This is a genomic window from Pantoea sp. MHSD4 (genome assembly GCF_021043305.1).
In the GTDB taxonomy this organism is placed as follows: Bacteria; Pseudomonadota; Gammaproteobacteria; order Enterobacterales; family Enterobacteriaceae; genus Pantoea; species Pantoea eucalypti.
Genome location: NZ_JAJNDH010000002.1, coordinates 40155 through 61795 on the forward strand (window position 1 = coordinate 40155; position 21641 = coordinate 61795).

The 21641-nt window shown below is 53.9% G+C and carries 22 protein-coding genes; 15 read left to right on the top strand and 7 right to left on the bottom strand.

Annotated elements, in window-relative coordinates:
• Positions 1–127: 127 nt before the first annotated feature.
• Positions 128–1585: a beta-Ala-His dipeptidase gene (pepD, locus tag LQK91_RS06955; RefSeq protein WP_003851169.1), complete on the bottom strand. Its 1458-nt coding sequence runs from the start codon at positions 1583–1585 to the stop codon at positions 128–130.
• A gap of 253 nt (positions 1586–1838) precedes the next feature.
• Between pepD and gpt the strand changes: the two genes are divergently transcribed.
• From gpt to crl, 3 genes are all read left to right on the top strand, one after another.
• Positions 1839–2297: a xanthine phosphoribosyltransferase gene (gene gpt / locus LQK91_RS06960; RefSeq protein WP_003851171.1), complete on the top strand. Its 459-nt coding sequence runs from the start codon at positions 1839–1841 to the stop codon at positions 2295–2297.
• A gap of 115 nt (positions 2298–2412) precedes the next feature.
• Complete coding sequence (gene frsA, locus LQK91_RS06965; RefSeq protein ID WP_105099459.1) at positions 2413–3660, top strand: esterase FrsA; 1248 nt, start codon at positions 2413–2415, stop codon at positions 3658–3660.
• A gap of 156 nt (positions 3661–3816) precedes the next feature.
• Positions 3817–4218: a sigma factor-binding protein Crl gene (gene crl / locus LQK91_RS06970; protein ID WP_003851176.1), complete on the top strand. Its 402-nt coding sequence runs from the start codon at positions 3817–3819 to the stop codon at positions 4216–4218.
• Positions 4219–4477: 259 nt separating this feature from the next.
• On the opposite strand, the gene ompC is transcribed toward crl, so the two are convergent.
• On the bottom strand, positions 4478–5590 hold the full coding sequence (ompC, locus tag LQK91_RS06975; protein ID WP_003854421.1) for a porin OmpC: 1113 nt from the start codon (positions 5588–5590) through the stop codon (positions 4478–4480).
• Between the two features lie 238 nt (positions 5591–5828).
• Between ompC and proB the strand changes: the two genes are divergently transcribed.
• The 10 genes from proB (at position 5829) to LQK91_RS07025 (ending at position 14015) form a co-directional block, all read left to right on the top strand.
• Positions 5829–6932 carry a glutamate 5-kinase gene (gene proB / locus LQK91_RS06980; RefSeq protein WP_008924844.1) on the top strand — a complete coding sequence of 368 codons (1104 nt, stop codon included), beginning with the start codon at positions 5829–5831 and terminating at the stop codon, positions 6930–6932.
• A 10-nt stretch (positions 6933–6942) separates the two neighbouring features.
• Positions 6943–8196 carry a glutamate-5-semialdehyde dehydrogenase gene (gene proA, locus LQK91_RS06985; RefSeq protein WP_105099458.1) on the top strand — a complete coding sequence of 418 codons (1254 nt, stop codon included), beginning with the start codon at positions 6943–6945 and terminating at the stop codon, positions 8194–8196.
• A 360-nt stretch (positions 8197–8556) separates the two neighbouring features.
• Positions 8557–9288, top strand: a complete 732-nt coding sequence (locus tag LQK91_RS06990) for a S24 family peptidase (protein WP_008924846.1) — start codon at positions 8557–8559, stop codon at positions 9286–9288.
• Between the two features lie 422 nt (positions 9289–9710).
• Positions 9711–9989, top strand: coding sequence for a hypothetical protein (locus LQK91_RS06995; protein WP_003854417.1), 279 nt, complete (start codon positions 9711–9713; stop codon positions 9987–9989).
• Between the two features lie 203 nt (positions 9990–10192).
• Positions 10193–10660, top strand: a complete 468-nt coding sequence (locus LQK91_RS07000; protein WP_003854415.1) for a glycoside hydrolase family protein — start codon at positions 10193–10195, stop codon at positions 10658–10660.
• Complete coding sequence (locus tag LQK91_RS07005; RefSeq protein WP_008924848.1) at positions 10657–11004, top strand: hypothetical protein; 348 nt, start codon at positions 10657–10659, stop codon at positions 11002–11004. Before LQK91_RS07000 ends, LQK91_RS07005 begins: the two co-directional genes overlap by 4 nt.
• Entirely contained in the window at positions 11001–11294 is a 294-nt protein-coding gene (locus LQK91_RS07010; protein WP_105099457.1) for a hypothetical protein, read from the top strand. Before LQK91_RS07005 ends, LQK91_RS07010 begins: the two co-directional genes overlap by 4 nt.
• Before the next feature lie 203 nt (positions 11295–11497).
• Complete coding sequence (locus LQK91_RS07015; RefSeq protein ID WP_105099456.1) at positions 11498–13252, top strand: glycosyl hydrolase family 28-related protein; 1755 nt, start codon at positions 11498–11500, stop codon at positions 13250–13252.
• Positions 13253–13628: 376 nt separating this feature from the next.
• Complete coding sequence (gene cspE, locus LQK91_RS07020) at positions 13629–13841, top strand: transcription antiterminator/RNA stability regulator CspE (protein WP_003854408.1); 213 nt, start codon at positions 13629–13631, stop codon at positions 13839–13841.
• Between the two features lie 3 nt (positions 13842–13844).
• A complete protein-coding gene (locus tag LQK91_RS07025) occupies positions 13845–14015 on the top strand; it encodes a cold-shock protein (RefSeq protein WP_085980553.1) in 171 nt (56 codons plus the stop codon).
• A gap of 338 nt (positions 14016–14353) precedes the next feature.
• Here the strand turns inward: LQK91_RS07025 and LQK91_RS07030 are convergent, their stop codons facing one another.
• The 3 genes from LQK91_RS07030 to LQK91_RS07040 form a co-directional block, all read right to left on the bottom strand.
• Positions 14354–15931, bottom strand: a complete 1578-nt coding sequence (locus tag LQK91_RS07030) for a methyl-accepting chemotaxis protein (protein WP_033761898.1) — start codon at positions 15929–15931, stop codon at positions 14354–14356.
• Between the two features lie 300 nt (positions 15932–16231).
• Complete coding sequence (locus tag LQK91_RS07035; protein ID WP_003850104.1) at positions 16232–16381, bottom strand: hypothetical protein; 150 nt, start codon at positions 16379–16381, stop codon at positions 16232–16234.
• 81 nt (positions 16382–16462) lie between these two features.
• Positions 16463–17425: a chemotaxis protein gene (locus LQK91_RS07040; protein WP_003850102.1), complete on the bottom strand. Its 963-nt coding sequence runs from the start codon at positions 17423–17425 to the stop codon at positions 16463–16465.
• A gap of 167 nt (positions 17426–17592) precedes the next feature.
• On the opposite strand from LQK91_RS07040, the gene LQK91_RS07045 reads away from it, so the two are divergent.
• Positions 17593–17985: a YgiW/YdeI family stress tolerance OB fold protein gene (locus LQK91_RS07045; protein WP_105099454.1), complete on the top strand. Its 393-nt coding sequence runs from the start codon at positions 17593–17595 to the stop codon at positions 17983–17985.
• A gap of 36 nt (positions 17986–18021) precedes the next feature.
• Here the strand turns inward: LQK91_RS07045 and dbpA are convergent, their stop codons facing one another.
• The gene (gene dbpA / locus LQK91_RS07050) at positions 18022–19404 is read right to left on the bottom strand and encodes an ATP-dependent RNA helicase DbpA (RefSeq protein WP_008924852.1); all 1383 of its coding nucleotides are present in this window, start codon (positions 19402–19404) and stop codon (positions 18022–18024) included.
• 413 nt (positions 19405–19817) lie between these two features.
• Between dbpA and LQK91_RS07055 the strand changes: the two genes are divergently transcribed.
• A complete protein-coding gene (locus LQK91_RS07055; protein ID WP_008924853.1) occupies positions 19818–20036 on the top strand; it encodes a hypothetical protein in 219 nt (72 codons plus the stop codon).
• Positions 20037–20228: 192 nt separating this feature from the next.
• Here LQK91_RS07055 and LQK91_RS07060 read toward each other — a convergent pair whose 3' ends face one another.
• Positions 20229–21617: an amidohydrolase family protein gene (locus LQK91_RS07060; RefSeq protein WP_105099453.1), complete on the bottom strand. Its 1389-nt coding sequence runs from the start codon at positions 21615–21617 to the stop codon at positions 20229–20231.
• Between the last annotated feature and the right edge of the window lie 24 nt (positions 21618–21641).

Below are 21641 nucleotides of genomic sequence, written 5' to 3' on the forward strand. Positions count from 1 at the left end.
CGGTAAACCAGATGTAGAGGATAATGCAGTGGACGTAAAGATGTTAAAACGCTAAGAATAAAAAAGTGCCGGTCACTTAAGTAACCGGCGTCAGGCCGGAGCCTGGTTGACTTTTTTTGTGACAGAATTACTTTTCTGGCACCACATTCAGCAGGGTGGTCAGCAGTTTCCAGTAAAGACCCACGCTTTCGATGTGAACCTGCTCATCCGGCGAATGCGGCCCGGTGATGGTCGGCCCAATCGAGACCATATCCATGTCCGGATACGGCTTTTTGAACAGACCACACTCCAGACCGGCGTGAATCACCTGAATGTTAGGGGTTTTATCAAACAGCGCAATATACGTCTGACGGGTCAGCGCCATGATGGCGGAGTCTGCATCCGGCTGCCAGCCTGGGTAGCCGCCTTTCGCTTTCGTCTGCGCGCCGGCCAGCTGGCCCAGCGAGGTCAGCATCTGCACCACATAATCACGGCCGGTGTCGATCAGCGAACGAATCAGGCAGTTAATCTCTGCGTGATCGGCTTCCATCGTTACTACACCGATATTCAGTGAGGTTTCGACCACGCCTTTCGCCACGTCTGAATTGCGGATCACGCCGTTTGGCGTGCTGTTCAGCAGGTTCAGGAAGCGATCGCGGCTGTCAGTGCTCAGGGCATCGCCCTGATGCGCCAGCGGCTCGGTGACCAGTGCAATGTTCGGCTCTTTGATGCCGTGCTCGTTTTTGATGGCGCTCAGGAACTGCGCTGCCGCTGATTTCAGCGCATCTGCTTTGTGGCTTTCTACCGCGACGGTAGCGAAGGCTTCACGCGGAATTGCATTACGCAGCGTACCGCCGCTGAACGCCAGCAGACGCAGATCCAGTTCAGCCGCGTGGGCCGCCAGGAAACGCGCCAGCAGTTTGTTAGCGTTGCCCAGACCCATATGAATATCGGCACCGGAGTGACCGCCACGCAGCCCTTTCAGCGTCAGCTTCAGAGTCTGGAACTCAGCAGGCACGGCTTCACGGGTCAGCGGCAGGGTGGAGACGAAATCGATACCGCCTGCGCAACCCATATAGATTTCACCTTCCTCTTCAGAGTCGGTGTTGATCAGGATCTCAGCCTGCAGCCAGTTGGGTTGCAGACCGAAAGCGCCATCCATGCCGGTCTCTTCGGTCATGGTCAGCAGCACTTCCAGCGGACCATGCGTCAGGCTGTTATCAGCCAGTACCGCCAGCGCAGAAGCCATGCCGATGCCGTTGTCGGCGCCCAGCGTGGTGCCGCGCGCTTTCACCCACTCGCCATCAATCCACGGCTGAATAGGATCTTTGGTGAAGTCATGAACGGTGTCGTTATTTTTCTGCGGCACCATATCCAGATGCGCCTGCAGCGCGACCGGAGTACGGTTTTCCATGCCTGCAGTGGCGGGCTTACGAATCAGGATGTTGCCGACCTGATCGCGCTCACACCAGAAGCCCTGCTCTTTAGCCCAGCCAGTGATGTAGTTCGCCAGCGCTTCTTCGTGAAAAGAGGGATGGGGAATAGAGCAGATCTTAGCGAAAATATCCCACAGCGGCTGTGGAGAGAGTTGAGACAATTCAGACACGACAGGTCTCCTGTGTCAGTGTACCGGCGAGGCCGGACATCGCGAGTTTCCAGTGAAAAATCGCCGTCAGAGAATCTGACGAGCCAGTCCTGAGAATATCACTGTTTTTTACCGGGTGCGCTCTCAGACGCGCTAAAAAGCCGCAACCGGCGCACGGGTGCTGGTTTTTAGTGCGTCAACTCCTTATAATCTCGCGCAACCTTTTCCCCGTTGCACATTTTTACGCCACCTCGGTTGGCTGGGATTTCTATTTATGAGCGAAAAATACGTCGTTACCTGGGACATGCTTCAGATTCATGCCCGCAAACTGGCCCAGCGTCTGCTCCCTGTTGAACAGTGGACAGGCATTATCGCGGTGAGCCGCGGCGGTCTGGTACCGGCTTCGCTGCTGGCACGTGAACTGGGTATCCGCTACGTTGATACCGTCTGCATCTCCAGCTATGACCACGATCATCAGCGTGAAATGAAAGTCCTGAAGCGCGCAGAAGGCGACGGTGAAGGCTTTATCGTAATCGACGACCTGGTCGATACGGGCGGCACCGCGCAGGCGATTCGCGAAATGTATCCGAAAGCGCGTTTCTGCACCATTTTCGCTAAACCCGCCGGTCGTTCACTGGTTGATGATTACATCGTCGATATTCCGCAGGATACCTGGATCGAGCAGCCGTGGGATATGGGTGTCGTTTATATCCCGCCGATTGTAAAAAACTGATTGATATACATCAGACAACGCCCGGTTTTCCGGGCGTTGTGCATTCTGAGCCTCGCACCCCGAATTGCCGTACAGTACACTTAGCCATCGCCGTTCTGTTGCAGGAGAAGTGAGTATGTCGAGCAAAAATCTCAGCGAGGAGCTATTCAAGCCGCGCTTTAAACATCCTGAAACCTCTTCCCTGGTTCGCCGCCAACATCACGCTACCCCGAATGTCCACTCTGCCCTGGAGGGTGACAGCCAGCGCGGCTGGTATCGCATGCTGAATAAGCTGATGTGGACATGGCGAGGCCTGACGCCGCAGGAGATCAGTGAAGTGCTGGCACGTATTGCCATCAGCAACGCTGAACATACTGATGAGACGCTGCTCGACACCGTGATTGGTTTTCGCGGCGGCAACTGGCATTTCGAATGGTCTAAGCAGGCGGGCATCTGGCAGCAGAAAGCGCTGGAGGCATCCGACGACAGCGAGGCGGGCGACGACTGGCTACATGCGGCCCATCTTTATAGCGTTGCGGCTTATCCCTATATAAAAGGCGATGAACTGGCTGACCAGGCACAGACGCTGGCCAATCGTGCCTATGAAGAGGCGACTCAGCGGTTGCCTGGCGAACTGAAAATCCTGACGTTTGCTATTCCGGGCGGCAGTCCGGTCAGCGGCTTTCTGCATATGCCGCCGGATGTTGAAGCGCCTTATCCCACCGTACTGTTTTGCGGCGCACTCGACTCGTTACAGAGCGATCACTATCGCCTGTTCCATGATTACCTTGCCCCGCGTGGCATTGCTATGCTGACAATTGATGTGCCGTCAGTGGGCAACTCGGTGAAATGGACGCTGAATCAGGACACCAGTTTTCTGCATCAGCAGGTGCTGCGCGATCTAATCAATGTGCCCTGGGTCGACCATACCCGCGTGGCGGCATTCGGTTATCGCTTTGGCGCTAACGTGGCCGTGCGGCTGGCCTATCTGGAATCGCAGCGGTTGCGTGGGGTCGCCTGTCTGGGCCCGATTGTGCATGCTCTGCTGACCCAGACGGCGTTGCAGGATGCGATCCCGGATATGTATATGGATATGCTGGCGAGCCGGCTGGGTATGGCCACCGCCTCCGACAGTGCGCTGCGCACTGAACTCAACCGCTATTCGCTTAAAACCCAGGGATTACTGGGCCGCCGGACGCCCACGCCGATGCTGTCGGGCTACTGGCAAAACGATCTCTTCAGCCCGGAAGAGGAGAGCAGGCTTATCGCAAACTCTTCCTCAGACGGCAAAGCGTTGCGGATTCCGGTGAAGCCGGTGATGGCCAGTTTTGATAAGGCGCTGAATGAAATTTGTGACTGGCTGGAAAAGCGTTTAAAAAGGTGACTGGCAAAATTTACAGTATTTGCTACAACTAGTAGCGGAATTCTTCCGGGCTGCCGCTAAGTGAAATATGACGTCATCGGGCCCATGCGGTGTGGCGTCGTGCTGGCCGTCCGGAAATCAAGGCTGTATAGCGGTCAAAACCTATGGAGAATCAGCATGACGTTACCAAGTGGTCATCCCCGCAGTCGCCTGCTTAAGCGCTTTACGGAGCTTGGGCCTTATATTCGCGATGGGAAATGTGGCGAAACCCGTTTCTTCTTCGACTGCCTGGCTGCCTGCGTCAATGTGAAACCGGCACCGGAACTGCGAGAGTTCTGGGGCTGGTGGATGGAGCTGGAAGCACAGGCTGACCACTTTACCTATGTCTACCATATCGGTCTGTTCGATAAAGAGGGTGACTGGTCGGTGGCAACCATTAAAGGGAAAGAGAACACGGCGCGCGTGGAAGAGACCTTACGGAATTTCCATACCCGCCTGAAAGCGATGCTGAAAGAGTTCGAGCTGGATCTGATCCCAGCCAGCGATTTCGATGAGAAACCGGTGAAGCTGAGCGCCTGATAGGGTAGTGTAGTGAAATAAAGACGAAAAAAATGGCGAGTTTAAAAACTCGCCATTTTTGTTGAAGTCTGACCCGCTGTTGGATCGAGCCTTCTCAGAGAACACGGTCAGATCGGAAAGACGCAAAAGCCGCCATCCATGGCACGCTCGGCCCGCGCCGTCCTGGCGCGGGACGCTTTCCTCTTCTGACCGTGTTCCCTGCGTGTTGAATTTATGCGTTGCTGCCAGCTCCAAATCTGCCCGGTTTGCGAGCCTGAAATCAGAACTGGTAAGTCACACCCATCGCCACAATGTCGTCGTTGTTAAGCGACAGCGCATTGTCGTCATCCAGCTGGTTAATTTTGTAATCAACGAAGGCGGACATATTTTTGTTGAAGTAGTAGGTCGCGCCCACATCGATATATTTCACCAGATCCGCATCGCCGATACCGTTTTCGATATCTTTGCCTTTGGTCTGTACATAACCGATAGACGGACGCAGGCCGAAATCAAACTGATACTGCGCCACCAGTTCGATGTTCTGCGCTTTGTTGGCTGCGCCCGCAACCGCTGCGCCGGTGGCACGGTTGGTACCGCTAATTGGCGTCATGTTGCGGGTATCGGTGTAGATTGCGGCCAGGTAGACACTGTTAGCATCATACTTCACGCCTGCGCCCCAGGAATCCGCACGGTCACCGCCGCCATAAGCGCGCGCCTGTTGCTGGTTGGTGCGGTCAGATGAGGTGATGGCACTCATCAGGCTCACACCAGAATCACCCAGAGCATAGCCGAGAGACGCACCGTAGCCGTCGCCATTCTGACGGTTAATATCAGTACGGGTGTTGGTGCTGGACGCGTCATTTTTGCCCTGGTACTGCAGCGCAAATTTCAGGCCATCGACCAGACCAAAGAAGTTATTGTTACGATAAGTCGCAACACCGGTGGCGCGCTGTGTCATAAAGTTATCAGAGCGGGCTGTACCGTCACCGCCGAATTCCGGGAACACGTCAGTCCAGGCTTCAACGTCATACAGCACACCGTAGTTACGGCCATAATCTACCGAACCGTACTGAGAGAATTTCAGACCAGCAAACCCGAGGCGGGTTTTATTGCCGTTGTTGGCGTCACTGCCTTCGGAGTTGTTAACGTTGTACTGATATTCCCACTGACCATAACCGGTCATCAGGTCGTTAATCTGTGTCTGACCCTTAAAGCCGATACGGGTATAGGACTTGTCTCCATCCTGGCTGGCATTATCGCTGATGTAGTGCTCAGCTTTAACTTTGCCGTACAAATCCAGTTTGTTGCCATCTTTGTTATAGATTTCGGCAGCCTGCGCGGCAGAAGCCAGCGTCAGCGTGGAGAGGAGCATGGCCAGTGTGCTTTTCTTCATTTGCTATCAATCCCAATGTGAACACCGTAAAAAAATGAAAGTTTTTGTAAAACACGGACTTTTTACCCGTCAGTGATGAACTTTTTATGACACTTTTCATGATTTCTTGTTAACCATGAACTTTTGGTCTACCTCCTTGTCCGCGTAATTTCGTGCTTTTCCCCCGCTGGCTGTTGGCTTCCTTATCGACTCCTGTTAAAACGTCCTTTCGTAAAAATTTTTCTCTACGGCAGGAAATATGAGTGGCAGTCAGACCTTAGTGGTCAAGTTGGGTACCAGCGTTCTCACCGGCGGATCTCGCCGGTTGAACAGGGCGCACATGGTGGAACTGGTTCGTCAGTGTGCGCAGCAGCACGCCGCAGGCCACCGCATTGTGATCGTGACTTCTGGCGCAATGGCCGCCGGACGCGAACATCTGGGCTACCCCGAACTGCCACCGACCATCGCCTCAAAGCAGCTGCTGGCTGCGGTGGGGCAGAGTCGTCTGATTCAGCTGTGGGAACAGTTATTTTCTATCTACGGTATTCATATTGGTCAGATGCTGTTGACCCGTGCCGACATGGAAGATCGCGAACGCTTTCTGAACGCCCGCGACACGCTGCGTGCGCTGCTGGATAACCATATTGTGCCGGTGATCAATGAGAACGATGCTGTCGCCACCGCTGAAATCAAAGTGGGCGACAACGACAATCTCTCTGCGCTGGCGGCGATGCTCGGCGGCGCCGACAAGCTGCTGCTCCTGACCGATCAGCAGGGGCTTTTTACCGCCGATCCCCGTAACAATCCTGAGGCTGAGCTGATCAGTGATGTGCATATCATTGATGATGCGTTGCGCGCCCTGGCGGGCGACAGTGTTTCCGGGCTCGGCACTGGCGGCATGTCGACTAAGCTTCAGGCGGCGGATGTTGCCTGTCGTGCCGGTATCGATGTGATCATCGCCTCGGGCAGCCGCAGCGGCGTGATCAGCGATGTGATTGATGGTAAGCCGGTCGGTACGCGCTTCCATGCGCAGCAATCGCCACTGGAAAACCGTAAACGCTGGATTTTCGGTGCGCCACCGGCGGGTGAGATCACCGTCGATGACGGTGCACTGGCAGCCATTATCGAACGTGGCAGTTCGCTGCTGCCGAAAGGGATCCGGGCGATCCAGGGGAATTTCTCTCGCGGTGAAGTGATCCGCATTCGCAGCCTGCAGGGCCGGGATATCGCTCACGGCGTTTCACGCTACAACAGCGACGCGATGCGAATGATCGCCGGTCATCACAGTCAGCAGATCAGCGAGATCCTGGGATATGAATATGGCCCGGTGGCGGTTCACCGCGACGACATGATCGTCAGTTAAGGAGCGGACAATGCTTGAAGAGATGGGAAAAGCGGCGCGTGCCGCAGCGTATACCGTGGCCGATCTGTCAACGGCAGAAAAGAACGATGTTCTGATGACCATTGCTGACCGGTTGGAAGCCGAGAGCGCTGACATTCTGGCGGCTAACGAGCTGGATTTAGCCGATGCGCGTCAGAACGGCATGAGCGCCGCGTTATTAGATCGACTGACGCTTAATCCGCAACGCCTCAGCAGCATCGCCAGCGATGTGCGCCAGGTTTGTCAGCTTGCCGATCCGGTAGGGCAGTTAATCGACGGTGGTCAGCTCGACAGCGGGCTGCGCATTGAACGCCGTCGCGTGCCGCTGGGCGTCGTTGCGGTGATTTATGAGGCGCGCCCTAATGTGACGGTTGACGTCGCCAGTCTGTGCCTGAAAACCGGCAACGCCGCTATTCTGCGTGGCGGCAAAGAGACCTGGCGCACCAATGCGGCCACCGTTCGGGTCATTCAGAAAGCGCTGAAGCAGCACGGTTTACCGGTAGCCATTGTCCAGGCGATTGAAAATCCTGACCGCGAGCTGGTGAATCAGCTGCTGAAGCTGGATCGCTACGTCGACATGCTAATCCCGCGCGGCGGAGCCGGGCTGCATAAACTGTGTCGCGAGAACTCCACCATTCCGGTGATTACCGGCGGCATTGGCGTCTGCCATATCTACATTGATGAGACGATGGAGATTGAACCGGCACTTGATGTGATCGTCAACGCCAAGAAACAGCGTCCCAGCGCCTGTAACTCACTGGAAACGCTGCTGGTGGACCAGGCGATGGCCGAACGTTTTCTGCCAGCTTTCAGCGCGCGAATGGCGCAGGAAGGAATCGCGCTGCATGCTGACAGCAACGTGCTGGCACAACTTCAGCATGGCCCCGCCCCGGTGAAACCCGTGAATCCTCAGCAATACAATAACGAGTGGCTGTCGCTGGATCTTAACGTTAAATTGGTGGCGGATATGGATGAGGCGATCGATCACATTCGTACGCACGGCACACAGCACTCAGATGCTATCCTCACCCGTAATACGCGTAATGCCGCGCGTTTTGTTCGTCAGGTCGACTCGTCAGCGGTTTATGTCAACGCCAGCACCCGCTTCACCGATGGGGGTCAATTTGGCCTGGGCGCGGAAGTGGCGGTCAGTACACAGAAATTGCATGCCCGTGGCCCCATGGGGTTAGAGGCGCTGACCACCTATAAATGGATAGCGTGGGGAGACGATACGCTCCGCCCATAACGACGATAATTTTTAACAAAGCGGGAGTCTTTCAAAGGCTCCCGTTTTTTTTATCCCGATTTTTCGGACCAGTGAAAGATAGGATTTTCTGCGCATCAGATCATTTTCTGTTCTGTTCTCGTCATCCCTGGCAATTATGCTGCCTGATATTCACGCAATTTCTTACGGAACATTCCTGAAAGCCGGGGCTGCAAGCGGCCTGAGGCAATATTTTTTGTTTAGCCGCAGGCTGAAGCGGATAATGATAGTTAGCAATGCTTGATAAAGCGGTTAGGTAGTAAACGAGCGGTAATATAAAATGAACTGGTAGCAATAACGAAAATAACATCCAGTATCTCTTCTATGGCTGATTATTAACTAATGGTTAAAAAAGAAAGTACAAGACAAGCTTTCACCGCCAGGCTGATAGCGGCCTGTGAGAGTGCCGGCATTGTCGGACATGGACGAAACAAACAGGTTGCCAGAGCTCTGCAGCAGCAAGGCTGTAAAATTTCAACGCCAGGCGTGTGGAAGTGGTTTAACGCGCAGTCAGTGCCTGATGGCGGCAATTTACTGGCACTCAGTCAATTGCTGGGCGTCAGGGTAGAGTGGCTCCAGTACGGCATGGAGCAATCCACTGAACCTGTAGCGATGAGTACACTCACTGGCCAAAAGAGTGTGTTTCGTATTGATAGCCTCGACATTGGTCAGCGCAGTGCTGCGGGCCTGCCCGCGCGCGATGAGTTTGTCGAGACTATCCAGGCGATTGAATATGGTCTGGATGAGGCACGGGTTCTGTTCAACGGCCGTCCGGCGGAAAACATTCGGTTGATCGCTATCAACAGTGATTCTATGGCTGACACCTTTGCACCGCGCGATCAGCTGTTTGTGGATATCAGCGTGCGGATGTTTGACGGCGATGGTATCTATATTTTTACCCTCGACGAGCAGCTCTACCTCAAACGCCTGCAGCTGCAGCATAAAAAAATTGCAGTGATATCAGATAATAAACGCTATGAAACGTGGTATCTCAATCGTGATGAGGTCACCAGCCTGAAGGTGCTCGCAAAAGTGATTATGAGCCAGGCGCGACACTATCAAATTCTCGGCTAAAGCCGTTTCTGCCGCTTTTCTCCGGAGAGCTGCAAAAAAATAATCGGCATAAATTCATAAATTTAACCAGCGGTAAATAAAAAATTAACCAACAGTGTTTGATAAAGCATAAGAACCTGTTAATAATTTGGACATGGATGAACGAAGACGTTCTTTTCAGGGATGACCCGCTCTTAAACAATTCAGGCGCTGCACAAGCGCGAATCATACCACCCAAAAGTCAGTGAACTTTGGGATGGGGTGGATGCGCAAATGCAGCGTCGTCAGATGCCGTTTATTTCCCCTCGCTTACTTTCCACCTGGCTGCTTACGCAGCCGGGCGGTGAGCGTGCGACCGCGATATACGACATTCGGGTCCCTTCGGTTTCCCGAAAGCTCGCGCCTGCCACCCCATCGCCAAATACTCATTCACAGGAGGAGTTATGGCGATTATTCACTATGGCAAAAGCGTTTTCACTGGCAACGCACGTACGCGTCGCCATCGGCGGCGCCAGCCTCTCAGCAGCCTGCAACAGAGCATCGATCAGGCACTGAACTTTCCAGCTGAACCACCAACCCTGAGGCGTGCAGAGCAAATCTGCCAGCGTCAGGTCGCCCCGCGCGTTGATCGCGCAATCACAACACCCCGCGTGACCAGTCAGGAAACACCCAGTTTCGACAATTGCTGTCTTCCGCATGTTCATCTCTACGCCGTGAGCTGAAGCACGAAGCGCGCGCCGTTTTTCGTTCCGGCTAAGGCTTTGTTATCTCCAGCTCTCATTGGGCGCAATCTGCTGAATTACTGTTTAGTTTTGCTGCAGCTTCAGCAAGGCCTTTTGCTGTGCCGGGCTTGTTAATGATCAGCGGGCGTTATGTATTTATTTTCACAAGGCTGAAGGCCTTAATTCGTCATTGAGGAGTCCGTATGAGCCAGATCATCGCAGTACTGAATTTTGAAGAGGGATATGTCGACACACCTTATCTCGACACGCTGGGTTTCCCCACGGTGGCGGGCGGCATACGCATTGGGCCAAAAGGGGCGTCGCTCAGTAATTACACTTTCCGCGTGCCACGGCGCGTCGGTGATGTCTGGAAGCAGTGCATTCTGGAAAACAAAGTTCAGGAGATGCAGGGCAGGGAGCTGCTGCGCGATGCGCTGACAAAGTGCAATGACGCTCGCACCGATGTGTTGCTGAGCATGACGTATCAACTGGGCGTGGAGGGCGTCCTGCAGTTCAAAAACATGCTCACCTCCATCATCGCTGAACAGTTTAGTGATGCGGCTGACGCGATGATGAACAGCCTCTGGGCGCGTCAGACGCCGGGCCGGGCCCGGCGTCATGCGGAGATGATGCGCACCGGCACCTATGCGATTTACAGGGGGCTGCTATGAGATGGCTCATGTTTCTCATTGCCGTGCTGACGGCAATCATCATTCTGCTGCTGCTGCAGCGCTTTACCACCCTGCAGTTTGTCTCTCATGCCCGCCTGCTCTTCAAAACCTGGTCTGTCTGGCTTGCGTCGTTGGGCTCCATGCTCAGCGCCTGGGCGCAGTCATTCCCCTCTGCCGCCGTTGATGCCTGGAACGTGCTGCCGGAAGACGTGAAATCGATTCTGCCACACAACTACCTGGGGCTCGTGGGCGCGTTCATGGTGGCGATGGGGGTGATTGCCCAGTTTGTTCGTCAGAAAAACCTGCTCACCGCGAAGGAGCAGGCGGGAGGAGCGAAACCATGACTCTCATTACCACCTTACTGGGCGGCAGCTGGCACTGGCTGGCCGCACTCGCTGGCGTGATTGCGGCGCTGGGCGCCAGTTATTTCGGCGGCAAAAAAATCGGCAAAGTGCAGCAAAAAGCACGTTCTGACGTCGATAACGCGCAACAGGAGGCGTCTCGCGTTAGCGCGGTGGCGCAACAGCAACAACACAACCGCGAGGAGGCTAACCGTGTGGCGACCGACAACCATAGCCTTGATGACGCTACTGCTCGTGACAAGCTGCAGCAGTCGAAATACCACAAACCCTGAGCCGGTAGCGATTACCGACTCTGCCTGCGTACTTTTTTCCCCTCTTTATACCTACGGCGATGACGCGCAAAAAATGGACGTTCGTACGGTGCGCGCCATCAACACCCACAACGACATGTGGGACTCCCTTTGCGGCCATCCGGCTGCGGCTAAGTAGTGCGCTGATTTCAGCGCGATATCTCTGTGATCCTGAGGAGGATTCTATGATCGAAGTTAACTCTTTTGCTGAACTGCGTACCACTGTTCCACCAAAATCAGGTGAAGTCGCCAGCCTTAAACGCTATTACGATAAGGACTCCAGCTTCCGGGGTGGCGCAGACTTTGTCGGTTTCCTGAGTACGACACCGCTAAAAGATGATGGCGGTACGGTGGCGATAGGCAACGGTTTCTACTGGAAACGCACCATCAACGATCCTACGGAAGTGAACATTCTGCACTTCGGTGCGAAAGGAGATGGCGTCACCGATGATACTGATGCTTTCAAGCGGATGCTGGCATGGACCCAGACCTACAACACCTACGTGAAAGCGATGCCGGTGCGATTTCCGGGTGGCCGCTTCCTGATTTCACCCATCGATCTCACCGATACGGAGTTGCCGTTCTTTGGTATCAGCGGTGATGATACCGAACTCGGATCGTCACCCCGCACCACCATTGTCTCTGACAAAAGCGCGAATACGGTATTCAAGGTGAATGCGCGCAAAATCGTCATTAAAGGCATTTGCTGGCACGGACAGGCTAACGCCGGAACTGTCGACACCTCTCTCAAAGTCACCGTCACGCCTGAACAGTGCAGCAACATTCAGCCATTCTTTGAAAATACGATTGTTGGAGGCCAGATCGTCAATATCTTCTGCTTCAAGGCTCAAAGCACCGGGGGAACTGTCTTTAAACTGCAGGATACGCTCGACAGTAAATTCGATCAGATCTACAGCTCCAGTACCTATTCCCGTGTGTTTGATGTCGGCTGGTCAAATACACCAAAGGGAAACTGGGACCACTCAACAGCGATTGAGCTGTGTAATGCTAACTTCCAGTCGGGCTATGGGGACGCCACGCTCTACATGCCGCGCGTCACACAGGGAGTCATGCGCAACGTCTGGATTGAGCACACGACTAACCCGGGTGATCTGTCGGACGGGGGCTGGAACATCGAAACGCTTAACATTGAAGATTGCGCCACGCCGCTCAATCTCAACAATGCCCGCGTGGTGATGCGTCATATCAACCTGCAGGCGGGGGCGAAAATCACCAATGATATAGCCGGAAACAAATGGCTATCGACTTTTGAATATGGCTACCGTCGGGATGAGAACTACGGCACGTTCATGACCGGTTCACTGCGTGCCGGCTATTACAGCGGCTATAAAGTGGTGAACAACACCGCTACCGATAACTGGTATCGGCTGGGGCAGCTCTATTTCCCGGCGCCTAACCAGCAATGGGTGATGGAGCTGATCGGTAAAGCGGATGCCACCACGCCGTCCGGCACCGCCGGTTCACCGGTAAATATGCCGGCCACCGGTAAAACCCTGATCAACCTGCAGCGACTGGAGACGGTCTGGGCCGATGCTTATCATATGGGACAACCTTCTGTGCTGGACATTCGTTATGGCCGGGTAGGGACCACCTATGCCGTAATCTGGGTCAAGCTGAAAGCCAATAGCGGCGAGACCATGTTCAATCTGAAGACCACGGGTCCAACCCGGTTTGATACCGGTTCCTGCTCGCTGTTCCAGTCAGATATGACGATGGTTGATGACATCACCAAAATCAGCAACCTGAAACCCGCTGCACGTTTCGGCATGCACAATGGACTGGCGGGTATCGGTGCCAACGAGAAAGGGGTGGTGACGCTGGCGACTGCGGCGGGTACACCGGCGAATAAGACCGCGCCAACCGGTTTTGTGCTGATCAATATCAACGGCGTGGACCGTAAGGTTCCTTACTACGACTGATAATCGGCATGTTTTGGGCGAGGCGTGAGCCTCGCCCTTTTTTGCTCTGTGGGTATCTCCACTTCTCTTTATGTCGGCAGGAACGCATCGCTGCAGAGCCCTGCCAGGTTGCTTCCCTGAGAGAGTCTCGCGCTTTCATGTTCTCCAGTCGACGGATTACGATTAATTTGAATTAGGAGTTGCGTCACTGTGAGAAGTGTGGCCTAATGAATCGTCGGTTTGATTAACAGACACTATCAAAGTAAGTAACCAAAGCAGTTCTCATCTCTAAGTTTGTCGCGAGACATCCCTTCTTTTTGAGTCTTCTCTTACGTTCTGATTAAAATCTGTTCTCAGGCCATTATGCCGGAAGGCTCGATATATTAAGGATTTAAGCATGTCTAACAAAATTCGCGGTACCGTTAAATGGTTTAACGCAGAGAAAGGCTTCGGTTTCATTTCTCCTGCAGACGGCAGCAAAGATGTATTCGTACATTTCTCTGCAATCCAGGGCACCGATTTCCGTTCATTAGATGAAGGTCAGCAAGTTGAATTCACAGTAGAAAATGGCGCCAAAGGCCCAGCTGCTGCGAACGTTGTTGGTCTCTAAGGACTGAAAATTACTTTTAAGTGTCCTCACTGTAATGGCTCACAGTTTCGTACATCACATTTTGATGTTACAAGAGCCAATCCGCATGGAGCGAAATGCATTTTCTGCAAATCTGTCGTCGTTCAGGTGAACATGGCAAGGATTGCAACTCAGAGCCAGCTTCGCGCGCTCTGATAAAGGCTAGTGAGCTTTATAGCGTTGTTGCATTTATAGTAATAAAAGGTCGCCTCTGGCGGCCTTTTTTGTGTCCGCTATTCTTATCCTCAAACCTCAAACCTCAAACCTCAAACCTCAAACCTCAAACCTCAAACCTCAAACCTCAAACCTCAAACCTCAAACCTCAAACCTCAAACCTCAAACCTCAAACCTCAAACCTCAAACCTTAACCCCTTCCTGCACGCGTCGGGTGGCGTCAGCTTTCTTTGTCTCGGAACAGTGTTAACAGCCTGAAATCTATCCGCTCTCCATCATCGTGCAAAAAAAGACCCGCCGGGGCGGGCCGTTAAGAAGGATTAACGCAGTACGGGTTGCAGAGAAAGCTTGCCGGTATTGAACACGCTCATCGCCTGTGCCATGCGCTCGGCCTGATCCTGCAGTGCCTGAGAGGCGGCAGAGGCTTCCTGTACCAGCGCGGCGTTCTGCTGCGTTACCGCTTCCATCTGAGTAATCGCCTGATTGATTTCATGGATGCCGCTGCTCTGTTCGCTGCTGGCGATCGTGATTTCGCTCATAATGTTTGCCACGCTCTGCACGCTGTTCACCACTTCACCGATGGTTGAACCTGCATGCGTCACCAGTTTGCTGCCTTCATCGACTTTAGCGACAGAATCTTCAATCAGCACCTTAATCTCTTTGGCTGCGGAAGCTGAGCGCTGTGCCAGATTACGCACTTCACTCGCCACGACGGCAAAGCCACGACCCTGTTCACCCGCGCGCGCGGCTTCTACGGCGGCGTTAAGGGACAGGATATTGGTCTGAAAGGCAATCGAGTCGATAACGCTGATAATATCGACAATTTTGCGTGAGGAGAGGGCGATGGCTTCCATCTTCTCGATGACCTGCTCCATGACCACGCCACCTTCACGTGCCACGCTTGAGGTGGTGGAAACCAGGTGATTAGCTTCACGCGCGTTGTCGGCATTGTGTTTCACCGTCGACGTCATCTGCTCCATCGCAGAGGCGGTCTCTTCCAGGGAGCTGGCCTGCTGCTCAGTTCGGGTTGAGAGATCAAGGTTGCCGCTGGAAATCTGCGTTGATGCAACCGCGATAGTGTCGGAGCCGGTACGCACTTCCGTCACAATTGACAGCAGGTTATCGTTCATCCGCTGCAATGCCTGCATCAGAACACCTGTTTCATCGCGTGAGGTCACCTGCATCTGGGTACTCAGATCGCCGGCCGCCACACGTTCAGCGACATCAACAGCTGCAACCAGTGGACGCACGATTGAACGGGTCAGGAAGTAGCCCAGCATGATAGAAGCAAGAATGGCCAGTGCGGAGAAAATCAGCGTGATGGAGATAGCAGACTGGCCATTTTCCACAATACCCTGACCTTCAGTCCGCAGCTGTGCATCCTGAGAGTTGGCAAAATCCACGGCATCCTGCAGGAATTTATTCTGGGTAGCCGTCATTGATTTCAACACATAGATGCTTGCTGCATCAAAGTTGCCCGCTTTTACCAGGGTAATTAATTCGGCTTTGACCTTTTCAAATGCCTGAGAAGAGGCCAGCAGACCGGCGATCTTTTTCTTACCGATTGGCGTGACCTGAATGTCTTCAATCCTTTTCATGGCGCGGTTGGTACGTTGCGTGGCTTCATCCAGCTGACCATAACGTTTCACATTATTTTCCGGATGTGTCGTGTCGATCACCATGCCGCGCAGGTATTTGATCTGATCGTTGACGCCATCGCGCACATCAAATGCCAGTCGTACTTTCACATAGCGATCATCAACGATCGACGAGATCGCCGTATTGATATTGTTAATTCTGGTAATAGATGTCACACCAATCACTATCAGTAACGTCACAATAATGCCAAAGGCTGCTGCAAGCCGCATTCCGACCTTCATATTCCTGATGCTGAACATGTTCTTTTCCCCGTTATTTTATTAATCAATTTATTAGCAACACTCAGATTCCCTGCTGTTGTACGCAAAGCCGTGCTGAAGTCTGTGGTCACAGCCGCAGGCAAAATGTGATCTCGCGCATACAGTTATCGGAGTGCGGAGTTGTATCTTTAATAATTTTTAAGTAATCACGCAGCGTGAATAAATAATCAGTGAAAAGCATCAGAAAAGGTTAACAAACGAGCGGAGGCGGAATTCAGGCAAAAAAAAGGGCTGTCAGCAGTGGTGCTGACAGCCCGATCCAGACAAACATGAATGGATTCAGAAAACTAAAAAGTAGAGGCCTACCCAGAACGCGACGCTTAAACTGACGGCGCTAATCCAGGCCAGCTGACGTAAACGGCCACGCAATACCTTTTGAGGAGAAGGCGTCGCAGGTGCGGGCGTAACAGGTAAAGTTTCAATGTGCATAGTCGTTTCCTGGTCAGGTCAGCGATTCCGCTGATCAAAAAAGTAAAAGTGTGCCGGGCATTCTTTGCGGCCCGTGTTCACTTAACGGGCGGTATCGAGAACGTTGAAAATCACGTCTGAAAGTTCATTCAGCTCAAACTTTGCCACATAGCCGTCGGCTCCCACTTTACGCACGTGGTCTTCGTTGGCGCTTCCAGAGAGTGAGGAGTGGATCACGACCGGCAGCGTTTTCAGAATCGGGTCACGCTTGATGTTGCGGGTCAGCGTAAAGCCATCCATCTCAGGCATCTCCAGATCGGTCAGTACCAGGGCAATTTTGTCGTGAATCGACTCGCCTGAAGCCTGCACTTCCTGGCTTAGCTGCTTAATTTTTTCCCAGGCATCAAGGCCGGTGTTAAACATCAGCGCCGGAATGCCCATGCTCTTCAGTCCCTGCTCCAGCAGCTGACGCGCGACTTTGGAATCTTCTGCCACAATCGCAACCGCACCCGGGCGATAGTTGAAGGCGCGCGGTTTGGCCGCTTCAGGCTCGACGCCGCGTGACGACGGGATGATGTCATACAGGATTTGCTCAACGTCCAGCACCATCGCCAGCTCGCTGCCCTGCTTATCGGTGTCCAGGCAGGCGATGCTGGTAATGTTGCGACCGCCGATACCGGCTTCAGCGGTATGGACCTGGCTCCAGTCGAGACGCACGATGTTATCCACGGATTCCACGGCAAATGCCTGGGTGTTACGGGCATACTCGGTGACCAGCAGCAGGTTAAGGCCCGTTTCGGGTACGCAACCTGCCACAGCAGGCAGGTCGATGACCGGAATGAACTGACCGCGAATACTGGCCATACCCAGCAGCGGCGAACTCATTCCCGCGGCTTTGGTGATGGTCTGCATTGGTACAATTTCACGCAGCTTGAAGACGTTAATGCCAAACAGCTCAGACTTGCCTTTCAGCTGATCAGAACCTAAGCGAAACAGCAGCAGCTCAAACTTGTTCGATAATGCGAGGTTCGCTCTCTCATCGATCTCTTTCTGAAAATTATCCATGGTTGCCTCTGCATTAACGCAGCTGGTGAAATAGGGTGTGAACAGGTTATCGGCAGCAAACGGAAAAAGGTGAGAAGAGAAAGGTGAAATAAAACGGACGCCAATTATTGTGCCAGGCTTAACCCTGAAGGTTCAACATGGACACCTTTCCAATAAAGGAGTGTGAAATGAAAAAAGTGATTTTAGCGTCGTTGCTGGTGATGATGAGCGCGGGTGTGGCGGCTGAAGAGGGCGGATACAAAGCGGGTGATGCGCCACCGCCGCAGCACAAGCAGGATGCGGGCTATAAAGGCTCAGAAGATACCGGTCAGACACATATTGATCAGATCCGCGATTTCCGTCAGGGCGGGTATGTGACGCTGGAAGGTTACATCGTAAAGAAAGAGCAGGGCGAGCGCTATCAGTTCCGCGACAACACCGGTACGTTACCGATTATCGCACCGAAGAAGACCTTTGATGGTAAAACCTACTCCGCGGAAGACAAAGTACGTGTCAGTGGTAAGGTACAGGGCAAAGGGGATAAAACCACGCTGCATGTGACACAAATCGAAGAGCCATAAGAAATCGGGCGAGGTAATAACCTCGCCCGATTTTATTCAGTCCTTCAGCAGAATCGCCCGGCAGGTTTTGCCTTTGATTTTGCCCTGCTTGAGTTTCACCAGTGCCGCTTTAGCGTGGTTCGCTTCAATCGCCACGTAGGCATGGGTTGGGGTCAGAACGATTTTACCGATCTGATCGGCGCGATAACCCGCTTCACCGGTCAGCGCACCCAGAATGTCTCCCGGACGCATCTTGGCTTTACGACCACCATCAATACACAATGTCATCATGGCGGCAGGCAGAGGCTTGCTGCTGCCTTTTTTCAGCGTGCTGGCAGAAACCCACGGCAGTTTTTGCTGCAGGAAATCCTCCAGTGCATGTGCGCGCGCCATTTCATCGGCAGCAACCAGGCTGACGGCAACGCCATGTTCGCCTGCACGTGCTGTACGACCGATGCGGTGCAGGTGGATTTCAGGATCCCAGGCAAGCTGGTAGTTGACCACCATCGCCAGTGATTTGATATCCAGTCCGCGCGCGGCGACATCGGTGGCAACCAGTACGCGTCCACTGCCGTTAGCAAAACGGATCAGCACACGTTCGCGATCGCGCTGTTCCAGGTCACCATGCAATGGCAGGGCGCTGATATCACGCGCGTTAAGCGCCGCAGCGACATCGTCACATTCACGTTTGGTGTTGCAGAAGACCACACAGGATGAGGGCTGACGGTCGCTAAGCAGCGCGATGAGCAGACCCAGTTTTTCATTGTGGCTGGCTTCAAAGAACTGCTGGTCAATTGAAGGCAGTTCGCTGACTTCTTCAGTTACCACGCTCAGCGCATCACGCTGGAAGCGGGTACTGATGGCGGTGATGCCGTCGGGCCACGTAGCGGAAAAGAGCAGCGTCTGCCGCGAGGCGGGCGTCGCCTCAATGATAGTTTCCATATCATTGAGGAAACCCATCTCCAGCATCCGATCTGCCTCATCCAGTACCAGCGTGTTGAGCTGGTCCAGTTTGAGGTTTTCGCGGTTGATGTGGTCGAGGATACGACCCGGCGTGCCGACCACGATATGCGGTGGATGCACCAGCGAGTCACGCTGTGCACTCATCGGTTGTCCGCCACACAAGGTGAGGACTTTGATGTTTCGGGTGAAGCGGGCCAGCTGGCGCAGCACGTTGCCCACCTGATCGGCCAGTTCCCGGGTTGGACACAGGATGAGTGCCTGAGTCTGAAAGCGGGTGCTGTCAATATGGTGCAGTAATCCAATACCAAAGGCAGCCGTTTTACCGCTGCCGGTTTTCGCCTGCGCACGCACGTCGCGTCCCTGTAGTATGGCGGGCAGCGTAGCAGCCTGCACGGGCGTCATGCTGGTGTAGCCCATCTCGCGCAGGTTATCGAGCTGGCTGTCGGGAAGCGAATTGAGGGTAGAAAAAGCGGTCACGGGCGCGGCCTCTGAGGCTGAAAGTGTAGGGCATTATTGCGGGGCAAGTCTGGCAGAAAGCACGCCTGACAGCAACGGGAACCTCGATGGTTAACGGTATGAAACTATCTCTGCCGGCACGCTTAGGAATAGACTGAAGTTTGCCTGGAAAAGACGGTTTTTTTTAATCGATTCGCTAAATGTAAAGCTTTTCATTTCAAAGTGATAATTTACCAGGACCATGCATTGCTATATAAGCCTTCGTTTTTAAATATTTATTTCATTGTTAATCAGATGATTCCTTAATAATCACTCCAGTAATAGAATTAATCATTAAAAAATATCGCTCTCCATGCCGATAAAAATCCTGAGCTAATTGCTTTATATTTAGCGCGCCATATTCCTGGTACAACGACCGGTAGAGGGTATTTGCATTGAGTAAACGCATCCAGGGACCACATGAAAATGTGCTTAAAATAGTAGGCCGCGCCGTACTGACACTGCATATTCATGGAGAGGGCTTATCGGCTGATAAGATCGCTTCGATGATTGCGTGTTATGCGGAAGATGAGCCCTGTGATCAGGAAGATCGTCGCTTATACGCGCTGGCAATGGAACTAATGTCGAATAATCAATGGGCCAAAAGCGCGTAACCCGCACTTCGCTCAGGTAAATGCAGAGCCTCCCTTGTGGAGGCTCTGTTGTTTTTGGGGGAGGGCTGGCTCGCGGCCGATTGAGTCTGGCTCAGTGAAACGGGTGGTGGCCTGCTATGCTTTGCTTCAGGCGCAGGCTCCCATCACTTCACGTCAGTTGGTCGTCTGTTAACCCAATGCGGTTTTGCTGTGTCAGGCTGAGGCCAGTGCAAAGACCGGTTTACCGCGCGAGAAGGTCGCGACCACCGGCGAAATTCGGGCTACGGCTTCGGCGGAACAGCTCGCCGCCACCAGCATCATACTCGCGTCATCGCCCGTCACGGGCCACTGGCGTTGACCCTGAGCAGAGAGTGGCAGCCGGTCGCCTGTGGCAATCGCCAGCGCCCGCGACAGCGAGAATTCATCCGAGCCGCGATAGAGTTGTGCGTAAAGATTCGCTTTTTCCAGCATGCTGCCCGTGCCAAAGGGTGACCAGTGATCGATGACGCTGTCTGTGCCGGTCATCACTTTCACACCCGCTTTCTGTAGCTGTGGAACTGGCATGGTGAGCTTGCCGATCGGCAGCGTTGAGGCGACGCTGAACTGCTGCTCCGCCAGCCCTTCGATCATCCTGTCCAGCGCACTGCCGGTCAGGGTCGCCAGCGCGAAACCGTGGCTCAGCGTCACTTTGCCTTTTAGCACCGGATTCTTCGCCACGGTGTCAATCATGTACTGAATCGCCGCCACGCCAGCAGGGGAGGTTTCATGCAGATGAATATCCACGCCGCGCTGGTAGTCGAGCGCAATCTGGAACATCGCATCCAATGACCTCTCCATCTCACCATCAACATTGGTGGGATCCAGCCCGCCGACATACTCTACGCCGTGCTGCATTGCTTCGCGCATCAGCCCGTCAACCCTGGAGTGCAGCAGGCCGTGCTGCGGGAAAGCAACGATCTCGCAGGGAAAATCGGGGTGCCGGGCTAATGCTGCCTGCAGATGTTCCAGGCTCCTAAGGCCGCTGACCGGATCGATGTTGCAGTGGCTGCGGGCGCGAGTGGTGCCTTTGGCGTGCAACAGAGCGATCAAGGCTTCAGCGCGAGCCTCGGAGTGCGGCAGCAGTTGCGGAATCAGGACTTGTTCGCGCGCAATCATATCCATGATGGTTTTGCCCTGACGGGGACGCGGAGCCTGCCACGGGCCGCCGTAGAAGGTTTTATCCAGGTGAATGTGCATATCCTGCGTGGCGGGCAGCAGCAGGGCATCCTGTGCGTCCCAGGACGGCAGCGTGCTGTCGCCCTGGCCTGCGGGCACCAGCTGGTCAATTTTACCGTCGCGTACGCTGATGTCATAACGTCCGGTCCGGGTCGCGACGATTTCGTCATCCTCGCGAATAAACCCTTCTTCCAGCCTCACATTGCGCAGCAGGTAATGATCCTGCTGTGGCAGGGCGGCGGGCTGGTCGGGATTGATAGCGGGTGAAGGTGAGGACGTGGCGGCACTGGCCTGCCCGAGACCGGCGGCCAGTAAGCCGCCTGCGGCGGTCCAGCGAACACCTTGTCCAAGGAAATCGCGGCGGCTCGGTGAAGAGGAAATAGGCATCAGAGGCTCCTGCAAAGTGAACAA

What these genes read in the sequence shown, in the direction of transcription:
- LQK91_RS07015 (WP_105099456.1), top strand. Translation starts at nt 11,498, where the DNA reads ATGATCGAAGTTAACTCTTTTGCTGAACTGCGTACCACTGTTCCACCA.
- LQK91_RS07035 (WP_003850104.1), bottom strand. Translation starts at nt 16,381, where the DNA reads ATGCACATTGAAACTTTACCTGTTACGCCCGCACCTGCGACGCCTTCT.
- LQK91_RS06995 (WP_003854417.1), top strand. Translation starts at nt 9,711, where the DNA reads ATGGCGATTATTCACTATGGCAAAAGCGTTTTCACTGGCAACGCACGT.
- frsA (WP_105099459.1), top strand. Translation starts at nt 2,413, where the DNA reads ATGTCGAGCAAAAATCTCAGCGAGGAGCTATTCAAGCCGCGCTTTAAA.
- gpt (WP_003851171.1), top strand. Translation starts at nt 1,839, where the DNA reads ATGAGCGAAAAATACGTCGTTACCTGGGACATGCTTCAGATTCATGCC.
- LQK91_RS07010 (WP_105099457.1), top strand. Translation starts at nt 11,001, where the DNA reads ATGACTCTCATTACCACCTTACTGGGCGGCAGCTGGCACTGGCTGGCC.
- cspE (WP_003854408.1), top strand. Translation starts at nt 13,629, where the DNA reads ATGTCTAACAAAATTCGCGGTACCGTTAAATGGTTTAACGCAGAGAAA.
- LQK91_RS07005 (WP_008924848.1), top strand. Translation starts at nt 10,657, where the DNA reads ATGAGATGGCTCATGTTTCTCATTGCCGTGCTGACGGCAATCATCATT.
- LQK91_RS07000 (WP_003854415.1), top strand. Translation starts at nt 10,193, where the DNA reads ATGAGCCAGATCATCGCAGTACTGAATTTTGAAGAGGGATATGTCGAC.
- LQK91_RS07045 (WP_105099454.1), top strand. Translation starts at nt 17,593, where the DNA reads ATGAAAAAAGTGATTTTAGCGTCGTTGCTGGTGATGATGAGCGCGGGT.
- LQK91_RS07060 (WP_105099453.1), bottom strand. Translation starts at nt 21,617, where the DNA reads ATGCCTATTTCCTCTTCACCGAGCCGCCGCGATTTCCTTGGACAAGGT.
- ompC (WP_003854421.1), bottom strand. Translation starts at nt 5,590, where the DNA reads ATGAAGAAAAGCACACTGGCCATGCTCCTCTCCACGCTGACGCTGGCT.
- LQK91_RS06990 (WP_008924846.1), top strand. Translation starts at nt 8,557, where the DNA reads ATGGTTAAAAAAGAAAGTACAAGACAAGCTTTCACCGCCAGGCTGATA.
- LQK91_RS07040 (WP_003850102.1), bottom strand. Translation starts at nt 17,425, where the DNA reads ATGGATAATTTTCAGAAAGAGATCGATGAGAGAGCGAACCTCGCATTA.
- proA (WP_105099458.1), top strand. Translation starts at nt 6,943, where the DNA reads ATGCTTGAAGAGATGGGAAAAGCGGCGCGTGCCGCAGCGTATACCGTG.
- proB (WP_008924844.1), top strand. Translation starts at nt 5,829, where the DNA reads ATGAGTGGCAGTCAGACCTTAGTGGTCAAGTTGGGTACCAGCGTTCTC.
- crl (WP_003851176.1), top strand. Translation starts at nt 3,817, where the DNA reads ATGACGTTACCAAGTGGTCATCCCCGCAGTCGCCTGCTTAAGCGCTTT.
- LQK91_RS07030 (WP_033761898.1), bottom strand. Translation starts at nt 15,931, where the DNA reads ATGTTCAGCATCAGGAATATGAAGGTCGGAATGCGGCTTGCAGCAGCC.